The organism is Cellulomonas sp. H30R-01, assembly GCF_010119915.1.
Lineage (GTDB): Bacteria > Actinomycetota > Actinomycetes > Actinomycetales > Cellulomonadaceae > Cellulomonas > Cellulomonas algicola.
This window is the reverse complement of sequence record NZ_CP048210.1, coordinates 3,104,299-3,124,500: the sequence shown is the minus strand read 5'-3', so window position 1 is coordinate 3,124,500 and position 20,202 is coordinate 3,104,299. Positions and strand designations below refer to the sequence as shown.

Below are 20,202 nucleotides of genomic sequence, written 5' to 3'. Positions count from 1 at the left end.
GACCCGGTGGAGGACTGCAGTGACGCAGAACGGGTGGGCGCGCACCGCGCCGACCATCGCGGAGGTCGCGCGCATCGCGGGGGTCTCGCGCGCCACGGTCTCGCGCGTGATGAACGGCCGGACGACCGTCGACGCCGAGCTGGCGTCCCGTGTGCGCGAGGTCGCCGACCAGCTCCACTACCGGCCGAGCAACGTCGCGCGCAGCCTGTCGCTGGGCCGCACGGAGACCGTCGCCGTCGTCGTGCCCGACCTCGCGAACCCGATGTTCCAGCAGGTGCTCCGCGGCGTCGCGTCCGCGGCCTCCGAGAGCGGCTACCGCGTCCTCGTCGCCGACACGGCCGAGGACAGCGTCGACGAGGAGAAGGTCGCGCTCGACGCGCGCCTGCGCTGCGACGCCGTCGTGCTCGTCTCCCCGCGGATGCCCGAGCCGACGCTGCGCGCGCTGCTCCCCGAGATCGAGCCCGTCGTCGTCGTCAACCGCGCCCCCGACGGCACCACCCCGACCCTCGGCATCGACTACGCCGACGGCATCGAGCAGATCGTCGACCACCTCGCGCGGCTCGGGCACCGGCACCTGCTCTACCTCGCCGGCCCGACCAGCAGCGCCTCGCACTCCGCGCGGCTCGAGGCGCTGCGCGTCGCCGCGGCCCGCCGCGAGGACCTGCGCCTGTCCGAGATGCCCGCCGGCTCGTCCGTCGACTCCGGGTACGCCGCCGCGCAGGACGTGCTCGCGTCGCGCGCCACCGCCGTCGTCGCCTACAACGACCTCGTCGCGTTCGGACTGCTCGCGCGGCTCAACGAGCTCGGCGTCGCCGTCCCCGGCGACCTGTCCATCACCGGCTTCGACGACATCGAGCTCGCGCGGTACGCGACCCCGTCGCTCACGACCGCGACCGTCCCGCAGGTCGAGCTCGGCCGCCTCGCGTGGGAGCACCTGCGCCGGTCCGCCGCGGGCGACGACGTCGACCCCACCCCGCCGCTGATCCGGCCGCTGCTCGCCGTGCGCGCCAGCACCGGCCCCGTGCCCCCCGCGGTCCGGCTGCGCCGCCGCACCCAGCCCGTCACCGACCGTCCGGGAGAGCCGCACGTGCAGTCCGCCCCGCGCTGGACCACCGACGGACGTGCGCACGTCCTGTCCGCCACCGTCCGCACCGGCGCCCGCCCCGGCGCCGCGACGCCGCTCGCGCGCTACGAGCCCGGTGACACGATCCCGCCCGTGCACTCGCCCCGGCCGTTCCTGCACCCCGTGCACACCGCCGCCGGGACCGCCCTCACGCAGACCAGCCCCGTCGACCACCGGCACCACTACGGCGTCTCCGTCGCGGTGCCCGTCGTCAACGGCACGTCCTACTGGGGCGGCCGCACCTTCCTGCGCGACGAGGGCCCGACCCTCCTGCCGAACCACGGCCGCCAGGTGTCGACCGGCGTCCGGCTCGACGACGACGGCTCCACGCTGGTCGACGACGTGCTGTGGCGCGACGAGCGCGACCGACCGCTGCTGCGCGAGGACCGCCGGCTCAGTGCCCGCGCTCTGCCCGACGAGCGCGGCTGGGCGCTGCGCTGGACCACCGAGCTGCGCGCCGAGCACGGCGACCTGCGGATCGAGAGCCCCGCGACCAACGGCCGCCCCGGCGCCGGGTACGGCGGGCTGTTCTGGCGGCTGCCGTCCGCCGACCTCACGACCGTCCTCGGGGAAGGGCTCGTCGGCGAGGAGGCCGTGCACGGCAGCCGGTCGCCGTGGCTCGCGTTCGTCCAGCGGCGCGAGGCGCGCACCACCACGCTGCTGCTCGTCCAGGGCGCCGACGAGGCACGGCCGTGGTTCGTGCGCGTCGCCGAGTACGTCGGCGCCGGGCCCGCGCTCGCGTGGGACGCACCCGTCGCGGTGCCCGCGGGCGACGTGCTCCGCGCCGGGCTCGCCGCCGTCGTCGTCGACCGCGCGCTCACGCAGGACGAGGCCGCCGCGCTCGCCGCCGAGGTGTGGGCGTGAGTGCGCCCGCCGCGCTCGACCTCGCGCGCGTGGCCGTCGTCGGCGTGCACGGGCACGGGGCGTCGCACGTCCGGCGCGTCGCCGCGCTCGCCTCCGACCGTCGGGCCGTGCTGTCCGGCGTCGTCGACCCGCGACCCGTCGACGGCGTCACCGACGTGCCGCCCGGCACCCCGTGGTTCCCGTCGCTCGACGCGCTGCTCGAGGTGCAGCGGCCCGACGTCGTCGTCCTGTCCACCCCCATCCCCACGCACCTGCCGCTCGCGTCCGCCGCGCTGCGCGCCGGGTGCGACGTGCTGCTCGAGAAGCCGACGACCGCATCGCTCGCCGAGCACGCGGCCCTGCTGGACGTCGTCGCGGAGACGGGCCGCCGCTGCCAGGTCGGGTTCCAGACGTTCGGGTCGGGCGCCGTCGACGAGGTCGTGCGGATCGTCGCGTCCGGCGAGCTCGGCGACGTCGTGTCCGTCGGGGCCGTCGGCACCTGGGTCCGCACCGTCGCCTACTACCAGCGCGCCGCGTGGGCCGGACGACGCACGCTCGACGGCGTCGAAATCGTCGACGGCGTCGTCACCAACCCGCTCGCGCACGCCGTCGCGACCGCGCTGCTGGTCGCCGGGGCGCGGACCGTCGAGGACGTCGCCGACGTCGAGGTCGACCTGTTCCACGCGCACGACATCGAGGCCGACGACACGTCGTCCGTCGTCGTCACCACCCGCACCGGTCAGCGCGTCGCCGCCGGGCTCACCGTCTGCGCACCCGAGCGCACACCCGCGCGCGTGCTCGTCACCGGGACGCAGGGCTCGCTCACCCTGTTCTACGAGCAGGACGCGATCGAGGTGCGCTCGCCGCGCGGCACGCGCCGCATCACCACGGGGCGCGTCGACCTCCTCACGCAGCTGCTCGACGCGCGCCGGTCCGACGACGTGCCGCTGCGGTGCTCCGTCGCCGACACCGGCGCCTTCATGCGCGTGCTCGAGGCCGTGCGCACCGCGCCCGACCCGTCGCCGATCGCGGCCGAGCACCTCACATGGCGGGGGAGCGGGCCCGACGCCTGGCCGGTCGTCACGGACGTCGCCGACTGGTGCGAGCGCGTCGCCGCCGAGGGCCGCACCTTCACCGCCCTCGGCGCCCCCTGGACCCGGGACGCCTGACCACCCGGACCCTCGTGGCGAGGTCGTGGGTCCCACCTCACGATCTCGACGGGAGCGCGCGACCCCGGCGCGGAGGGTGGCGGCTCGGCGCCGGAGGGTGCGGCGTAGCGCGGTGAGCGCCGGCTCGGCACGGTGGGTGAGTGCTCGGCCCGGCAGGTGACGGGGTGGGCGCGGTGCGCGAGGATCGGCGCGTGAGGCGGTGGGCCGGTGGAGGGGCCGTCGCGGTGCTCGTCGTCGCGGCGGTGGTCGCGGGCTGCACGGGCGACGGTGGGCGCGACCGGTCCGGTGGCGACGGGACGCCCGGGGCGTCCGGGTCGGCCGGCTCCGCCGTTCGGGGGACGGCCGCGGCGCTGCCCGACGACGTGACTGCGGCGCTCGCGGTCGAGATCCGGCAGTCGCGCGCCGACTGGGGCCGGCGGGTGGTGCAGGTCCGCGTCGCGAACACCGGGACGGTCGACGTGACCGTCGAGCGGGCGAGGCTGCGCTCGCCGACCGTCGAGGGGGACGCGTCGAGCGACCGGGGCCGCGACGTGCGGGCGGGCGTCGACCGCGACCTGTCGGTCCCGCTCGGCGATCCCGTCTGCCCGGTGACGGTCGGCGGGACGGCTGCCGCCGACGATGCGACGGGTGCCGGGACCGACGGTGCGCAGGTCGAGCTCGACGTCGTCGACGCCGACGGGCGTGCCGGGACGGTGGTCGTGACGCCGGAGGACCCGCAGGGGCACCTTGCGCGAATCCACGGGGAGGACTGCGCGACGCTCGCGGTGGCGGCGGGGGCGCGGCTGTGGCTCGACGACGACCTGCCCCGGCACCCGGTCGACGGACGCCTGGTCGGGAGCCTGACGCTCCACGTCGAGCCGGTCGCGGGTGGTCCGCGGGTCGAGGTGTGGCAGGTGGACCGGACGAACCTGGTGATCCCCGCGGACCTGACGAACGACTGGCCGGTCGCGGTCGACACCGCGGCGCTGGCCGGCGGGACGACGGTCGTGCTGCCGGTCGTGCCGAGCCGGTGCGACCCGCACGCCGTCGCGGAGGACAAGCGCGGCACGTTCTTCGGGGTGCACGCGCGGGTCGACGGGGTCGACCAGCCGGTGTTCTACGTGCCGTCGTCGGACGCGCTGCGCGGGTCGGTGTACGACCTCGTCGCTGCGTCGTGCGGGTGGTCGACGGGCTGACGCGGGGCGTCACGCTCCCGGGTGACCCGGCGGACCGGTGACCACGGGCGCCTTGACGGCCATTCGGGTGAACGACAGGATGACTCGGGTCATCGCGCTTACCTGCCTGTCAGTAACCAAAGGTGGTGCTGGTCGGGCTCGTCGGCAGGTGACGTGGCAGCACCGCGGCCGACCGTCGCCGGGCATCGTCGCCCGTCCGGCGAGCGGCGCGCACCCGCGGCGACCCGACGTCGGCGCGGGGACCGATGCCCGCCCGGTGACCGTCGCCGTGGCGGGGTGCAGGACCCGCACGCCCTCCCCTGCGGAGCGCCTCCCGAGCGGGACGTCCGTCCCTCTCCACGCGCCCGACCACCGCACGACGCCCTCGCGGCGTCGCGGCGACGGTCGGGTGACACGTGTCATCGTCGCCGTGCCGGACCTCCGGGCGCGGCCGGACACCTCTCGACCACCTCCCCCGGAAGGTCATCAGATGCAGATCGGCAGACTGAGAGCGCTCGTCGGCGTCCTCGCCGCGGCGACCCTCGCGGTCCCCCTCACGCTCACCGGCACCACGGCCGCCCAGGCCGTCGGCCCGTCGGTGCTGCCCGTCACCGTCACCAACAGCACGGGACGCGGCGACGCGGTCCACCTGTACGTGCTCGGCACCAACCTCGCGACGGGCCGCCTCGGCTACGTCAACGCGGGCGGCACGTTCACGCCGTGGCCCGCGGGCTCCAACCCGCCGTCGCCCGCACCCGACGTCTCCATCGCGGGTCCCGGCAACGGCAGCACGCGGACCATCAACGTGCCGCGCGGGTTCTCCGGCCGCATCTACTTCTCCATGGGCGCCAAGCTGCCGTTCTTCCTCACGCCCGACGGGCTCGTGCAGCCTGCGCCGTGGGCCGGCGGCGACGCGAGCCGCGACGTGCTGTTCGACTGGAGCGAGCTCACGTACAACGACGCCGGGCTGTGGCTGAACAGCTCGCAGGTCGACATGTTCGCGATCCCGCACGCCGTGACGGTCACGGGCGCGAGCGGCGCGACGAAGCGGACGGGCGACGTCGTCGCGAACGGTCGCGACCAGGTCATCAACGCCCTCAAGTCCCAGCCGGGCTGGTCGGGCAGCGTCGTGACGCGCTCCGACGGCACGGTGCTGCGCGTGCTCGCGCCGGGCAAGGCGGCCGGGACCGGCCTGCTGAGCGCCACGTACCTCGACCCGTACATCACGTCCGCGTGGAACGCGTACACGTCGAAGACGCTGACCGTCGTGCCCTTCGGCGACCAGCCGAACCTCAAGTACTTCGGTCGCACGAGCGGCGACGTCATGCGGTTCACGAACACGTCGGGCGCCGAGGTCGCGTCGTTCAGCAAGCCCAGCAGCGCCGACGTCTGGGGCTGCGACGGGAAACTGCACGCACCGAACGACCAGGTCGTCGGGCCGATCGCCCGCACGCTGTGCGCGGCCCTGAACCGGGGGACGCTCGGCACGGTCGACACGCAGCCGAGCACCAACGCGGCCGACTTCTACAAGAGCAACCCCACCAACCAGTACGCCAAGGCGATCCACGCGGCGATGGCCGACGGCAAGGCGTACGCGTTCGCGTTCGACGACGTCGGCGCGTTCGAGTCGCTCGTGCACGACGGCGACCCCCGCTCGGCCGGCCTGGTCCTCAGCCCGTTCACGGGCGGCGGCACGGGTGGCGGCGGTGGCGGCGGGACGACCGCGGGTGCGTTCGTCAACGCCAACGGCATGTGCCTCGACAACGACAACCGGAGCACGGCGAACGGCAACAAGATCCAGATCTGGGGCTGCAACGGGACCGTCGCGCAGCAGTGGTCGTTCGTCGAGGCGGGCAGCACGCTGCGCGTGCAGGGCAAGTGCCTCGACATCGCGGGCGGCGCCACGGGCAACGGCACGAAGGTCCAGCTCTGGGACTGCAACAGCACGGGCGCGCAGGTCTGGATCCCGCAGTCGAACGGGTCCTACCGCAACCCGCAGTCGGGCCGGTGCCTCGACATCCCCAGCGGGTCGACGACCGCCGGCACGCAGGTGCAGATCTGGGACTGCAACGGCTCCGGCGCGCAGCGATGGACGCTGCGCTGACGGTGCTCACGCGCGCGGCGACGGGGAGGGCGTCGCGCTGAGCGCACCACGTCGGCGGCGACCGGTCTCGACCGGCACCCGCGACACCAGGAGGCCGTCCCGCGTCGTGCGGGGCGGCCTCCTGCGCGTCCGGAGCGTGAGCGGGGGGCGGGACGTCCACAGGGTGAGCGCTTTCCACTACTTTCCGCGTCCCTCTTGCGGCATCCGGCGACGGCTGGGTAGGAATGACCTGGTCGCGCGATTGAACCGATTCAGACTCTCGCGCAGCCCGTCCGACCCTGCTCTCAACGACGAGACACGAAGGTGACGCATGCGCCCCACCCGTCCCCGGACACCCCTGCCCGAACCCGCACCCGAACCGACGCCGCGCCCTGCGCCCTCCTCGTCCGCCCACCACGCACGGCGCCCCCACGCCCGCCGTCGCGCGGCCGCCGCCGTCGGGTTCACCACCGCCCTCGCGACCGGCACCCTGGCGGCCGTCGCGCTCCCCGCGCACGCCGCCGACCCGGCCGTCTGGAAGTTCGACCTCGGCACCGCGACCAGCCCGGTGGCCGACGGCTACCGCCAGGTCACCGAGGCCACCCGCTACGACGCGTCGACAGGCTTCGGCGTCGTCCCCGCCGACGGTGTCGTCCCGATCTCGCGCGACCGCGGCGCGACCGACGCCGCCGACCGCGACTTCGTCCTCGCGACGGCCTGGTCCTTCGTCGTCGACGTGCCGAACGGCACCTACGACGTGACGGTCCGCTCGGGCGACCTGCTCGCGTCGTCGAGCACGACCACGACGAACCTCACGCTCGAGGGCGCGACGGCCGGGACGCTCAAGACCAAGCAGGTCGCGGTCGAGGGGACGTGGCGCACGACGGTCGCCGACGGCCAGCTCACGCTCGGCGTCACCGGCGCGGGCGCGGGCGGCTACGTCAACGCGGTCGTCGTCACCGCCGTCGCCGGCGAACCCGGGACGGACCCCGACCCGGACCCCGAGCCGACGCCGGACCCCGCGATCGCCGCACCCACCGCGTTGCGCCTCGCGCACGTCGCCCCGGGCACGGCGACGCTGCGCTGGAACGAGGTCGCAGGCGCGACCGGCTACGTGCTGACGCGCGCCGACGCGCTCGCCGGCCCGTACACCGAGGTCGCCCGGACGACCCGCGACGTGTTCGCGACGGACGCGTCCGTCGACACGACCACGACGCACTGGTACCGGGTGCAGACGCTGACCGCGACGGGCGCGTCGGTGCCGTCCGCGGCCGCCGTGAGCAGCCTCGCGGGCGACGGCGTCCCCGACCCGACGCTCCCCGCCGACGGGGTGCTCGCGTTCGACCTCGGCAGCGGTGCGCTCGTCCCCGGCAGCACGCGCCTCGACGCCACGACCGCGTACGGCCCGACGACGCGCGCCGGGTTCGTCGACCCGTCGCAGGTCACCGCGACCGACCGCGGCACGGCCGACGCGCTGCGCTCCGACTTCGTCACGGTCGGCGACACCGAGCTCGTCGTCGACCTGCCGGCCGGCGACTACACGGTCGACCTGGTCGCGGGCGACGCGACGGAGGCGTCGGAGATCGCGATCACCGCCGAGCAGATGGCGAAGGTCGCGACGACCGCGAAGCCCGCCGGGCAGTTCCTCGAGATGTCGTTCGACATCGCGGTCGTCGACGGACAGCTCAACCTCGATGTCGCGGGGAGCGCCCCGAAGCTCAACGCGCTCACGATCCGGCATCAGTCGCCGCGCACCGCGGGTCCGAAGCCGACGGTGTGGGTGACCGGCGACTCGACGGTGCAGTCGTACACGGCGGACTACGCGCCGCAGGCCGGCTGGGGCCAGATGATCGACCGCTACCTGTCGGACGACGTGGTCGTCGACAACCGCGCGATCGGCGGCCGCTCGTCGAAGAACTTCATCAGCCAGGGCCGGCTCGACGAGGTGCTGCGGCTGATCAAGCCGGGCGACTACCTGTTCGTGCAGTTCGGCCACAACGACAACTCGTACGGCGTCGACGACCGGTACGCGGCACCCGCCGACTACCGCGAGTACCTGCGCACCTACGTCGACGGTGCGCGGCAGCGCGGCGCGACGCCCGTGCTCGTGACGCCGGTGTCGCGGCGCTCGTTCGACGCGACGACGGGCCGGTTCAACGTCTCGTTCCCCGAGTACGTCGCTGCCGCCACGGCGCTGGCCGCCGAGACGGGCACGCCGCTCGTCGACCTGTCCGCGTCCAGCAGGGCGTACCTCGACGAGATCGGGCCGGAGGCCGCGAAGGCGGTGTTCCTGCACGTCCCCGCGGGCGTGTACCCGGGGCGGCCCGCGGGCACGGTCGACGACACGCACTTCCAGGAGTACGGCGCGATCCAGATGGCGCGGCTCGTCGCGACGGACGTCGCCGCGCTCGACGTGCCGCTGGCCGGTGAGGTCGAGGGCTTCGAGCCGCCGGCGACCGTGCCGGACGCGCCCGCGGGCGTCGTCGCGGGCAACGTCTCGAACGCGGGCGTGCAGCTCACGTGGACGCCCGTCGAGGGTGCGGACGTCTACCGCGTCTACCGCAAGGACGCGGCGGCCGGGGACGACGCGTACGCGCTGGTCGCGACGTCGACGCTCGCGCAGGCGGCCGTCGGCGGGCTCGTCGAGGGTGCGTCGTACGACCTGCGCGTCACGGCGGTGAACGGTCGCGGCGAGTCCGCGCCGAGCGCCACGGTCCGCGTCACGACGAAGGCCGCGCTGTACAAGTTCGACGTGCAGCTCGCCGGCTCGCCCGTCATGCCGGGCTACGTCGAGGTCAACCAGAACAGCCGCTACACGCCCGAGACCGGGTGGGGCTGGCTCGACCCGACGGGCATGGGTGGTCGCGACCGCGGCACGAACTTCCCGACGCCGCCGAACGACCTCCAGCGGGACTTCCTGCTGCCCGGGCCGCAGCACGTGCTCGCGGTCGACGTCCCCGACGGCTCGTACGCGGTCAAGACCTACAACGGCGACTGGATCGGCACGTCGCGCTCGAACGTGCAGATCGAGGGCAAGGACTGGGGTGCGTCGAACGCGGGCGCCGGCGCGGTCTCCGAGAAGGTCAGCCAGCCCGTGCTCGTCACCGACGGTCAGCTCTCGATCGTCATGACCGGCTCGTCGTCGCGGCTCAACGGCGTCGAGATCACGCCGCTGCTGCTCGCACCGCAGGACCTCGTGCTCGACGGGGTGTCGATCGACGGCGCGGCCGTCTCCGTCGCGCTGTCGTGGACCGGCACCGACGACTCCGCCGGGTACCGCGTGTACCGGCAGGCGTCCGGGGCTGCGGCTCCGGTGGCGATCGGCGAGACGACGGACGTCGCGTTCGTCGACACCACCGCTGACGTCGGCCTCGCCTACCGGTACCACGTGGTCGCGCTCGACCCGTCGGGGGCGGAGTCCGTGCCGACCGACGTGCTCGACGTGACCACCGTCGACCCGTCCGTGCCGGTCGCGGGCGTGCCGTTCCCGGTGACCCTGGGCGCGGTGAACAAGAACGACGTGACCGTCCGCTGGGCACCCGTCGACGGCGCGCTGTTCTACCAGCTGTACCGGTCGGAGTCGGTGAGCGGGCCGTACGAGCTCGTCGGTCGGGCGTCGACCGCGTCCTGGACCGACACGACGGTCCTGACGACGATCGCGTACTCCTACCGCGTCGCCTCGGTGAACGCCGGTGGGGTGTCCGCGCAGTCGCTGCCCGTCACGTCGCCCGCCGTCACCACCCTGTCGCGGCAGGCGGAGCGGCTCGACCGGTCGCCCGTCGCGGTGGTCGTCGAGGGCGGCGTCTACGTCGGGTGGCGCATGCTCGGTACGGACCCCGAGTCGATCGGGTTCCACGTGTACCGGGACGGCCGTCGGATCACCGGGGCGCCCATCGGTGGCTCGACCAACACGCTCGACGCGGGCGGGTCCGCCGCGTCGACCTATCGCGTGAGCAGCGTCGTCGACGGTATCGAGCGGTGGGCCACGCCCGAGTTCCGGCCGTGGTCCGAGCAGCACCTCGACGTGCCGCTCGACAAGCCGGCCGACGCGTACGCGAAGGACGGCCAGCCGTACACGTACAACGCCAACGACGCGTCGGTCGGCGACCTCGACGGCGACGGCCAGTACGAGATCGTCGTGAAGTGGGACCCGTCCAACTCGAAGGACAACTCGCAGGCCGGCTACACGGGCAACGTCTACCTCGACGCGTACGAGCTCGACGGCACGCGGCTGTGGCGGATCGACCTCGGGCGCAACATCCGGGCGGGCGCGCACTACACGCAGTTCCAGGTGTTCGACCTGGACGGCGACGGGCGCGCGGAGGTCACGGCCAAGACGGCCGACGGGACCGTCGACGGGGTGGGCGCCGTCATCGGCGACGCCCGTGCCGACTACCGCAGCTCCAGCGGCTACGTCCTCACCGGGCCCGAGTTCCTCACCGTGTTCGACGGGCGCTCGGGTGCGGCGGTCGACACCGTCGACTACACGCCCGCACGCGGCGACGTCTCCGCGTGGGGCGACGCGTACGGCAACCGCGTCGACCGGTTCCTCGCGGGGGTCGCGTACCTCGACGGCGAGCACCCGTCGCTCGTCGTCAGCCGCGGGTACTACACGCGCACCGTGATCGCGACGTACGACTTCGACGGCGCGCAGCTGGTGCAGCGGTGGGTGTTCGACTCCGACGTCGAGGGCGACCGGTACAAGGGCCAGGGCAACCACAACCTGTCCGTGGCCGACGTCGACGGGGACCAGAAGGACGAGATCGTCTTCGGGTCCATGACGGTCGACGACGACGGCGAGGCCCTGTACGTGACCGGCCTCGGCCACGGCGACGCCCTGCACGTGTCCGACCTCGACCCGTCGCGCGACGGGCTGGAGGTGTTCGCGGTGCACGAGGAGGCACCGTCGTCGAAGGGCATCGGGGCGACGTTCCGCGACGCCCGCACGGGCGAGGTGCTGTGGTCCATGCCGGCGGTGAAGGACACCGGGCGTGGGGCGTCGGCGGACGTCGACGCGTCGCACCCCGGCGCCGAGTCGTGGGCCGTCGTCGACACCGGCGAGTGGAACTCGCGTGCCGGCCAGCTGCGGGCCGCCGACGGGACGCTCATCGGGACGTCGATCCCGGCGGCGAACTTCCTCACCTGGTGGGACGGCGACCTGCTGCGGGAGATCACCGACCACGACTGGGACACCACCACCACGACCGGGGTGCCGACGATCGCGAAGTGGTCGCCGTCAGCCGGAGCCGCCACGGAGATCTACCGGGCGACGGGGACCCTGTCCAACAACGGCACCAAGGGGACCCCGGCGCTCCAGGCCGACCTGTTCGGCGACTGGCGCGAGGAGCTCGTCACCCGGCTCGCCGACTCCTCGGCGCTGCGCATCGCGACGACCGTCGACGTCACCCCGCACCGGCTGCGCACCCTGCAGTCCGACCCGGTGTACCGGCTCGGCGTCGCGTGGCAGAACACCGGCTACAACCAGCCGCCGCACACGTCGTACTTCCTCGGTGCCGGCATGACGACACCCGCGGCTCCGCGGCTCGCGCTCACGGGCGCGGACCCCGGGCCCGGGGAACGCGTGCCCGGCCCGGCGACCGGTGCACCGGCCCGCGGGGTGCTGTCGTCGGACAACTGGGACGGCGACGGGACCTACACCGTGGCGCTCAACGTCTGGTGGGGGCAGAACGCCCACACGGTGACGCTGCTGGAGAACGGCGTCGAGGTCGCGCGACGGGACCTGGTCGACGCCACGCCGTCCGCGCAGTCCGCCGCCTTCCAGGTGGCCGGCAAGAAGAACGGCACGTACGTCTACACCGCGGTGCTGACCAACCAGCACGGGTCGACGACGACCGCGCCGCTGACCGTCGTCGTGAGCAAGGCGAACCCGGCCACCCCCGTGCTGAGCCACGACAACGGGGACGGCGACGGGATGTACACCGTCACGACCAACCTGTGGTGGGGCACCAACGCGACCGAGTACCGGCTCTACGAGGACGGCGTCCTCGTCGACGCGCAGGCGCTCGTCGCGAACGGCGTCAACGCCCAGAAGGCCACGACGACCGTCACCGGCCGGGCCGTCGGGACGCACGTCTACCGCGCGGAGCTGTCCAACGCCGCCGGCACGACCAGCAGCACGGACCTGAAGGTGGTGGTCCGCCGCTGACGCGCTGGCGCGGGCGGGCCGGCTCGCTGACACCGGCCCGCCCGTGCTCTCACCGCTCGACGCCCCGCCCCGATCCGTCCGGGTGGGGCGTCGGCGCGTCCGAGGTGCCCCGTACGGTGTCCGCATGACGACGACCGAGCAGCTGCAGTTCGACACGACGATCGGCGTGGAGGTCAAGGGCGAGACCTGGAGCTGCGTCGAGATCCCTGGCTCGGCGGAGTTCTTCGGCACCGGCAAGACGGTCCGCGTCGACGCGACCGTCGACGACGTCGTGCTGGAGAACGTCGGCGCGATGGTCACGGGGACCGGCGGGCACATGGTGTCGCTGAGCGCGAAGGTGCGCAAGCGTCTCGGCAAGGACGTCGGCGACCCCGTCCGCGTCACGATCACGAAGCGCTGACGCGCACGGACGCCGACGACGGCGCCCGCGTCCACCGCGCCCCGCCCGGCTCCTTGCCGGCCTGACGACGCGACAACGGCTCGAGAGCGCGACACGGATGTCGCAGTCTCGAGCCGTTGTCTCCGCTCAGAGCGGGCGATGTGGCCGGGCGCCGACGTCGCCGATCGCGACGGCCGGCCGACCGGCGGGTCAGACGCGGACGACGACCTTGCCGCGGACGTGGCCGGACGCGCTCGCCTCGTGCGCCGCAGCGGCGTCGGCCAGGTCGAACACCTGCGCGACCTCGACCCGCACCTTGCCCTCGTCGATCAGCGCGCCCAGCGCCGCGAGGTCCGCGGAGTCCGGGCGGACCCAGACGTAGTGGCCGCCGAGCTCGTCGCGGGCCTTGTCGTCGACGATCGAGGCGATCGTGCCGCCGTCCCGCAGCAGCGCCGGGGCGGTCTCGACCGCGTCCGGGCTGCCGTAGTCGAGGACCACGTCGACACCGTCGGGTGCGATCGCGCGGACCCGCTCGACGAGCCCGTCGCCGTAGGTCACCGGCTCGGCGCCGAGGCCACGCAGGAACTCGTGGTTCGACTCCGACGCCGTCCCGACGACCGTCGCGCCGAGCGCCTTCGCGATCTGCACCGCGAACCCGCCGACGCCGCCCGCGGCGGCGTGCACGAGCACCGTCTGGCCGGCCGTCACGCCGCTGCGCCTGATCGACTGGTACGCCGTGAGCCCGGCCAGCGGGACCGCGGCGGCCTCCTCGAACGAGAGGCTCGACGGCTTGGGCGCGAGGGTCCGGACCGGCGCGGACACGTACTCGGCGAACGTCCCGCCGTGCACCCAGTCCTTGCGGACGTAGCCGAACACCTCGTCGCCGACCTGGTACTCGGTGGTGTCGAGGCCGACGCGCTCGACGACGCCCGCCACGTCCCAGCCCGGGACGACGGGGAAGTGCACGTCCATGATCTGGTCGAGGTAGCCCTCGCGGACCTTCCAGTCCACCGGGTTCACCGATGCGGCCCGCACACGGACCAGGACCGTGTCGGCGCCGACCTTGGGGGTCGGCTGGTCGGTGAGCTCGAGGACGTCGCTGCCGCCGTAGCGGGAGTAGGTGATCGCACGCATACGAGTCCCAGCACCACCCCCGTCGCACCTATTCCACGCCCCGGTCGGCATCGCCGACGTCACACTCCGACCCACCGCACCCGGCTGACCGGTGCGACGCCCTCAAGGCGCGGCCGGAGGGCGCCGATCTCCCGGTGGTCGCCCCGGGCGCGACGCACGGCGGTGGGAGTGAGGACGACGTGACCGGCTACAGCTGGATCTCCGTGGACATGCGGGCTCTCGCGCGCCCGTCGGAGGAGACGTCGCGCGCCTTCCTCCGCGAGCTGCGCTTCACGCCGGGCTGGAGGGAGGACGTGCCGACGCTGGCGTGGACGATGCCCGAGACCGGAGCTCCTGACTGGGTGTCGACGATCGAGCTGGCGCGCCTGGTGTCCGATCGCGCGCGTGCGGCCGTGGAGCCGCTGCTCGGCACCGAGGACTGTGTGCAGTGGCTGCCCGCGACGCTCACGACGTACGAGGGCGACACCCTGGCGTACTGGGTCATGCACTTCCCCGAGCCGTTCGACCCCTACGACGAGCGCCGGACCGTGCGCGGACCGAGCGGGATCCCGTTGCCGGGTCGCGCTGTCGTGTCGCGGGCGAGGACGGCGGGCCGCGACGTGATCGCGCCGCAGCTCGAGGCCGCCTCGCTCCTCGTGAGCGACCGGATGCTCACGGGGATGCTCGACGCCCGCCTCACGGGCTGGGACTGCAGGATCGCGACCGTCGCCTAAGACGGTTCCGGGGCGTCGCGGGGGACGATCGCGAACGGCCAGGGGTGGCGGCGCAGGGCGGGGCGGAGGCGGCCGACCTGGGCGAGCGCCGTGGCGACGAACGCGGTCGCGACGAGGGCGAGCGCGCCGGTGACCACGAGGCCCGCGCGCACGCCGAGCCACTCGGTGAGCCAGCCCTGCAGCAGCCCGCCGAGGGCGTGCCCGCCGAGCAGCAGCGGCGAGTAGAGCGCGAGGACGCGCCCGCGGACGGGCTGGTCGGCGGTGAGCTGGACGAGGGTGTTCGCCGCCATGAGGAACAGCAGCGTCGCGCCCCCGACGACGGCGAGCATGACGAGGAAGACGGCGTGCGTCGGGGACAGCGCGGCGAGCGCCTCGGTGACGGCGAACAGCCCGGACGCGACGACGACGTTGCGGGTCCGCAGCCGCAGGTACCGGCCGCCGAGGACGACGCCGACGAACGCCCCGGCGGCGCTGACCGCGTTGTAGAGCCCGAACCCGGCGGCACCGGTGTGCCAGACGTCCTGCGCGAACGCGGTGAGGACGACGGGCCCGTTCATGCCGAGCGCGCCCATGAGGCCGGCGAGCGCGATGACCCAGGCGAGCCGCGGCCGGTCGAGCACGTACCGGATGCCCTCGCGCACCTGGCCGCGGGCGCGGGGGACACGGGGTGCGGGGTGCAGCTCGCGGGCACGCATCGACGCGACGACCGCGACGACGCACAGCGCGACGACGCCGTTGACGGTGAACGCCCAGCCCTCGCCCCAGTGCGCGATGACGAACCCGGCGGCGGCCGGTCCGAGCAGCCCGCCGGCCTGCCCGATCGCGTTCATGGTGCTGACGGCCTTCTGGAGCCCCTGGTCGCCGACGATCTCGCTGACGAGCACCTGACGCGACGGCTGGTCGACGGACGCGACGACCCCGAGCAGCACCGCGACGACGTAGAGGTGCCAGACGGCGACGACGCCGGTCAGCGTGAGGACGGCGAGGACCGCGGCCAGCAACGCGTTGGCGACCTGCGCGACCTCGACGAGGCGGCGCTTGTCGTACCGGTCGGCGAGCAGCCCGCCGAACGGCCCGACGACGAGCATCGGCAGGAACTGCAGCGCGACGAGCACGCCGACGGCCGCGGACGACCCGGTGAGCTCGAGCACCAGCCAGTCGGTCGACATGCGGACCATCCACATGCCGGTGCCGCCCAGCAGCTGGGCGCCGAGCAGGAGACGGAAGTTGACGAGGGACAGGACGCTGCGGCCCGACGAGCGCTCGCGGTCGTTCGTCGGCCCGCCGGGATGGTCGACGGAACCCGTGGGGACGGTCCTTCCTCGGTCGGGGGACGTCGGCGCTCGTGTCTCGGCGCGCGTCGGGCGGTGCGAGAGGCGGCGTGACCCGCGGCGTGCGAGCCGTGCCGCGCCAGGTCGCGCCGTGCGTGTCAGGGCAGGCGCACGTGCTGCGGGCCGAGCTCGCCGACGGACGCGACGCCGAGGAGCGCCATGGTCCGTCGCACCTCACGGGAGAGGATCTCGGCGGCCCGGTCGACGCCCCGCTCGCCGCCGGCCATGAGCCCGTAGAGGTAGGCGCGGCCGACGAGCGCGGCGCGCGCACCGAGGGCGAGGGACGCGACGACGTCGGCGCCGGACATGACGCCGGTGTCGACCCAGACCTCGGTGCGGTCGCCGACGGCCTCGGCGACGTCGGGCAGCAGGCGCAGCGGGACGGGTGCGCGGTCGAGCTGGCGGCCGCCGTGGTTGGACAGGACGATCGCGTCGGCCCCGGCGTCGGTGACCCGGCGCGCGTCGTCGACGGTCTGGATGCCCTTGATGATGAGCGGCCCGTCCCACGAGGCGCGGAGCCACTCGAGGTCGGCGATCGTCATGGTGGGGTCGAAGAGCTTGTCGAGGAGCTCGGCGACGGTGCCGTCCCACGTGGACAGGGACGCGAACGTCAAGGGCTCCGTCGTGAGCAGGTTGACCCACCAGGCAGGGTGCGTCGCGGCGTCGAGGACCGTCTTGACGGTGAGCGCGGGCGGGATGGAGAACCCGTTGCGGGCGTCGCGCAGCCGGGCACCGGCGACGGGCACGTCGACCGTCAGCATGAGGGCCTCGAATCCGGCGGCCTTGGCGCGGGCCATGAGGTCCTCGCCGGCGGAGCGGTCCTTCCAGACGTAGAGCTGGAACCACTTGCGCGCGTCGGGTGCGGCGGCGGCGACGTCCTCGATCGACGTCGTGCCCATCGTGGACAGCGCGTAGGGGATGTCGCGGCGCTCGGCGACGCGGACCACGGCGCGCTCGCCCTCGTGGTGCATCATCCGCGTGAAGCCGGTGGGGGCGAACGCGAACGGCTGCGCGGAGGGCTTGCCGAGGAAGTCGGTGGTCGTGTCGACGCCCGACACGTCGTGCAGGATCGACGGCTGGAACTCGAGGTTGCGGAACAGTGACCGCGCGCGGCGCAGGCTGATCTCGGCCTCGGCGGCGCCGTCCGTGTAGTCGAACACCGACCGCGGCGTGCGCCGGCGCGCGACCGAGCGGAGGTCGGCGATGGTAAGGGCGTCGGCCAGGCGCCGGTCGGTCGCGTTGAACGTGATCGGCTTGGGCCGCAGCAGCGGCTTGAGCTCGGACCACGACGGGATCTGGCGTTCGGTCACCGGGGGACTCCTGGGCGCGTCGTCGGGCTGCACGGAGGTGGGGCTGCACGGAGGTGGGGCTGCACGGAGGTTCGGGCTGACGGAGGTGCGGGTGCGGTGCTCCCGAGGCTACGGCGCCTCGGTCGTGCTGTCTCCGGATCGCCGGTAAGCGCTCACCGGCGACCCTTTGAAACGATACACGCCACGTCCCGCCCGGTCACCAGGCGAGTTGCGCAACTCGCCCGACGCTCCCGTAGCGTGGTGGTCGGCCACCCGGTGTGGCGTGCGGCACAACGGCTTTGTAACGTTTCACGGCGAACCGTTGACACGGCTGCGAGGGCTCACCTACCGTCCGGAATGCGCTTTCACTGACCGAGCAAGGAGGCTCACCGACGATGAAGCGATCCCTCTGGAAGATCACCGCCGTCGCGGCGGTCGCCGCACTTTCCCTCACCGCCTGCGCCTCCGGCTCGGGTGACGACGACGCCGCCCCCAGCACCGACCCGACCGCCCCCGTCACGATCAACTTCACGTGGTGGGGCAACGACGACCGGGCCGCGCGCTACCAGGAGGCGCTCGACCTGTTCAAGGAGCAGTACCCGTACATCACGGTGCAGACCAGCTTCGCCGCGTTCCCCGACTACTGGACGCAGCGCTCCACCGAGGCCGCGGGCCGCAAGCTGCCCGACGTCATGCAGTTCGACCTGTCCTACCTGCGCGAGTTCAACCAGAACGGCCAGCTCCTCGACCTCGCGAAGTACGTCGACGACGGCTCGATCGACCTGTCCGGATACGACGAGACCCTCACGGAGTCCGGCGTGCTCGACGGCAAGACGATCGGCATCCCCACGTCCACGAACACGTTCGCGATGTTCCAGAACCCCGCCGTCATCAGCGCGACCGGCGCGGAGTTCCCGGACGACGCGGACTACACGTGGGAGGACTACAACGACTTCATCGCGCAGGCCTCGTCGGCCGGCGTGAAGACCGCGGACGGCTACCAGCTCTACGGCGCCGTCGACTACACGGGCACGTTCTGGTTCTTCATCCAGTGGCTGCTGCAGAAGGGCGTCACCCCGTTCGAGGACGACGGCACGTTCGGCTTCGACGAGGACGACGTCGTCGAGTTCCTCGACCTCACGGCCGACCTCCGCGCCGACAAGGCCGTCTACCCGATCGACCGCGGCACCTCGCTGCTCCCCAAGGGCGGCTTCACGGTCAACGAGTCGGCGACCGAGATGAGCTGGGACAACTTCCTCGCCGCCTACGTCGCCGACTCCGGCACGCAGGACATCGCGCTCGCGCAGATCCCGTCGGTCGAGCCCGGTGAGAAGCACCTCTTCTTCAAGCCGTCGATGCTGCTGTCGGCCGGCGCGAACACCGAGCACCCCGAGGCCGCGGCCACGCTCATCAACTTCCTCCTCACCGACCCCGAGGTCGGCCGGATCTTCGGCACCTCGAAGGGCGTCCCCGCCGACGAGGAGCAGCGCGCCGCGGTCGAGACCGAGGAGGGCAGCGTCGACGCCCGCGTCATCGCCTACGAGGAGGCCGTGACCGAGCAGGTCACCGAGTCGACCCCGATCCCGGTCAAGGGCTTCGGCACCATCGAGGCCAAGTGGAAGACCCTCGGCGAGGAGCTCGCCTACGGCACCATCACGCCGGAGGACTTCGCGTCGCAGTGGTTCAGCGAGGCGGAGATCGCGACCTCCTGAGCCGACCGGCACCCCGCCCGCACCATCCTCGCGGGCGGGGTGCCCACCGGTGGCCCGCACGAGGCCGCCAGCGGAACCCGCTCACCGACGAACGGAACGACCCGTGACCCTCACCGCCGAGGTGACCACGCCTCCCGCCACCCCCGCGCCGCCGCCGGGGACCGCGCGCAAGCGCCGCCAGGCCGCCGAGACCCGTGCCGGGTACGCGTTCCTCGCGCCGTGGCTGCTGGGCTTCTTCCTCCTGACGGCCGGCCCGATGCTCGCGTCGCTGTACCTGGCGTTCACGAACTACAACCTGTTCGCGCCGCCCGAGTTCACCGGCCTCGAGAACTTCCGGCTCCTGTTCAAGGACCCGAGCTACCTCAAGGCGTGGCAGGTCACCGGGACGTACGTGCTCTTCGGGACGCCGATCAAGCTCATCGCCGCGCTCGCCGTCGCGATGCTGCTAAACAACCGGCGCCGCGGCAAGGGCTTCTACCGGTCGTCGTTCTACATGCCGTCGCTGGTCGGGGCGTCCGTGTCGATCGCCATCGTGTGGAAGGCGATGTTCATCGACAACGGCATCGTCGACCAGATCGGCCAGTTCTTCGGCGCCCCCGCCGGCGGCTGGGTCGGCGACCCGAACCGCACGATGCCGATGCTGATCCTGCTGACCGTCTGGCAGTTCGGCGCGCCGATGGTCATCTTCCTCGCGGGCCTCAAGCAGATCCCGAACGAGCTCTACGAGGCCGCGTCGGTCGACGGCGCCGGGCCCGTGCGCAAGTTCCGCAACATCACGCTGCCCATGCTGTCGCCGGTCATCTTCTTCAACCTGCTGCTCGAGACGATCCACGCGTTCCAGATCTTCGCGTCGGCGTTCATCATCTCGAACGGCACCGGAGGGCCGGCGCGGTCGACGCTCTTCTACACGCTCTACCTCTACCAGCGCGGTTTCCAGGACTTCCGGATGGGCTACGCCGCGGCGATGGCCTGGGTCCTCGTCGTCGTCATCGGCCTCATCACCGTGCTCTTCTTCCGCAGCTCGAAGTTCTGGGTGCACTACTCCGGGGAGGGCAAGTGACCACCATCGCCGCGACCCCCAGCGGTCCCGTCACCACCGAGCACAG

12 protein-coding genes are annotated in these 20,202 nt (G+C 73.3%); 9 read left to right on the top strand and 3 right to left on the bottom strand.

The window, feature by feature from the left end; translation table 11 throughout:
* The first annotated feature begins 19 nt into the window (after positions 1-19).
* The 6 genes from GXP71_RS13970 (at position 20) to GXP71_RS13945 (ending at position 12,938) form a co-directional block, all read left to right on the top strand.
* Positions 20-1,987: a DUF6807 family protein gene (locus GXP71_RS13970; protein ID WP_162353141.1), complete on the top strand. Its 1,968-nt coding sequence runs from the start codon at positions 20-22 to the stop codon at positions 1,985-1,987.
* Complete coding sequence (locus GXP71_RS13965) at positions 1,984-3,135, top strand: Gfo/Idh/MocA family protein (protein WP_162353140.1); 1,152 nt, start codon at positions 1,984-1,986, stop codon at positions 3,133-3,135. Before GXP71_RS13970 ends, GXP71_RS13965 begins: the two co-directional genes overlap by 4 nt.
* Positions 3,136-3,326: 191 nt before the next feature.
* Positions 3,327-4,310, top strand: a complete 984-nt coding sequence (locus tag GXP71_RS13960; RefSeq protein WP_162353139.1) for a hypothetical protein — start codon at positions 3,327-3,329, stop codon at positions 4,308-4,310.
* A gap of 469 nt (positions 4,311-4,779) precedes the next feature.
* Positions 4,780-6,393 carry a beta-1,3-glucanase family protein gene (locus GXP71_RS13955; RefSeq protein ID WP_162353138.1) on the top strand — a complete coding sequence of 538 codons (1,614 nt, stop codon included), beginning with the start codon at positions 4,780-4,782 and terminating at the stop codon, positions 6,391-6,393.
* 310 nt (positions 6,394-6,703) lie between these two features.
* On the top strand, positions 6,704-12,538 hold the full coding sequence (locus GXP71_RS20565) for an SGNH/GDSL hydrolase family protein (RefSeq protein ID WP_202924251.1): 5,835 nt from the start codon (positions 6,704-6,706) through the stop codon (positions 12,536-12,538).
* 124 nt (positions 12,539-12,662) lie between these two features.
* Positions 12,663-12,938 carry a DUF1905 domain-containing protein gene (locus GXP71_RS13945; RefSeq protein ID WP_124343557.1) on the top strand — a complete coding sequence of 92 codons (276 nt, stop codon included), beginning with the start codon at positions 12,663-12,665 and terminating at the stop codon, positions 12,936-12,938.
* 189 nt (positions 12,939-13,127) lie between these two features.
* Here the strand turns inward: GXP71_RS13945 and GXP71_RS13940 are convergent, their stop codons facing one another.
* On the bottom strand, positions 13,128-14,051 hold the full coding sequence (locus GXP71_RS13940; protein ID WP_162353137.1) for an NADP-dependent oxidoreductase: 924 nt from the start codon (positions 14,049-14,051) through the stop codon (positions 13,128-13,130).
* Between the two features lie 179 nt (positions 14,052-14,230).
* On the opposite strand from GXP71_RS13940, the gene GXP71_RS13935 reads away from it, so the two are divergent.
* A complete protein-coding gene (locus GXP71_RS13935; RefSeq protein ID WP_162353136.1) occupies positions 14,231-14,764 on the top strand; it encodes a hypothetical protein in 534 nt (177 codons plus the stop codon).
* On the opposite strand, the gene GXP71_RS13930 is transcribed toward GXP71_RS13935, so the two are convergent.
* Together GXP71_RS13930 and GXP71_RS13925 are read right to left on the bottom strand one after the other, a co-directional pair.
* Positions 14,761-15,948 (bottom strand): MFS transporter, encoded by a 1,188-nt coding sequence (locus GXP71_RS13930; protein WP_238402421.1) that lies wholly within the window; start codon positions 15,946-15,948, stop codon positions 14,761-14,763. The two genes, GXP71_RS13935 and GXP71_RS13930, sit on opposite strands and share 4 nt — an antisense overlap.
* A 245-nt stretch (positions 15,949-16,193) precedes the next feature.
* Entirely contained in the window at positions 16,194-17,405 is a 1,212-nt protein-coding gene (locus GXP71_RS13925; RefSeq protein WP_162353135.1) for an alpha-hydroxy acid oxidase, read from the bottom strand.
* A gap of 374 nt (positions 17,406-17,779) precedes the next feature.
* Here GXP71_RS13925 and GXP71_RS13920 point away from each other — a divergent pair, with 374 nt between their 5' ends.
* Both GXP71_RS13920 and GXP71_RS13915 read left to right on the top strand, forming a co-directional pair.
* The gene (locus GXP71_RS13920; protein WP_162353134.1) at positions 17,780-19,096 is read left to right on the top strand and encodes an ABC transporter substrate-binding protein; all 1,317 of its coding nucleotides are present in this window, start codon (positions 17,780-17,782) and stop codon (positions 19,094-19,096) included.
* Between the two features lie 121 nt (positions 19,097-19,217).
* Positions 19,218-20,156, top strand: coding sequence for a carbohydrate ABC transporter permease (locus tag GXP71_RS13915; RefSeq protein WP_124343572.1), 939 nt, complete (start codon positions 19,218-19,220; stop codon positions 20,154-20,156).
* Positions 20,157-20,202 lie beyond the last annotated feature (46 nt).

What these genes read in the sequence shown, in the direction of transcription:
- GXP71_RS13955 (WP_162353138.1), top strand. Translation starts at nt 4,780, where the DNA reads ATGCAGATCGGCAGACTGAGAGCGCTCGTCGGCGTCCTCGCCGCGGCG.
- GXP71_RS20565 (WP_202924251.1), top strand. Translation starts at nt 6,704, where the DNA reads ATGCGCCCCACCCGTCCCCGGACACCCCTGCCCGAACCCGCACCCGAA.
- GXP71_RS13945 (WP_124343557.1), top strand. Translation starts at nt 12,663, where the DNA reads ATGACGACGACCGAGCAGCTGCAGTTCGACACGACGATCGGCGTGGAG.
- GXP71_RS13940 (WP_162353137.1), bottom strand. Translation starts at nt 14,051, where the DNA reads ATGCGTGCGATCACCTACTCCCGCTACGGCGGCAGCGACGTCCTCGAG.
- GXP71_RS13930 (WP_238402421.1), bottom strand. Translation starts at nt 15,948, where the DNA reads ATGTGGATGGTCCGCATGTCGACCGACTGGCTGGTGCTCGAGCTCACC.
- GXP71_RS13920 (WP_162353134.1), top strand. Translation starts at nt 17,780, where the DNA reads ATGAAGCGATCCCTCTGGAAGATCACCGCCGTCGCGGCGGTCGCCGCA.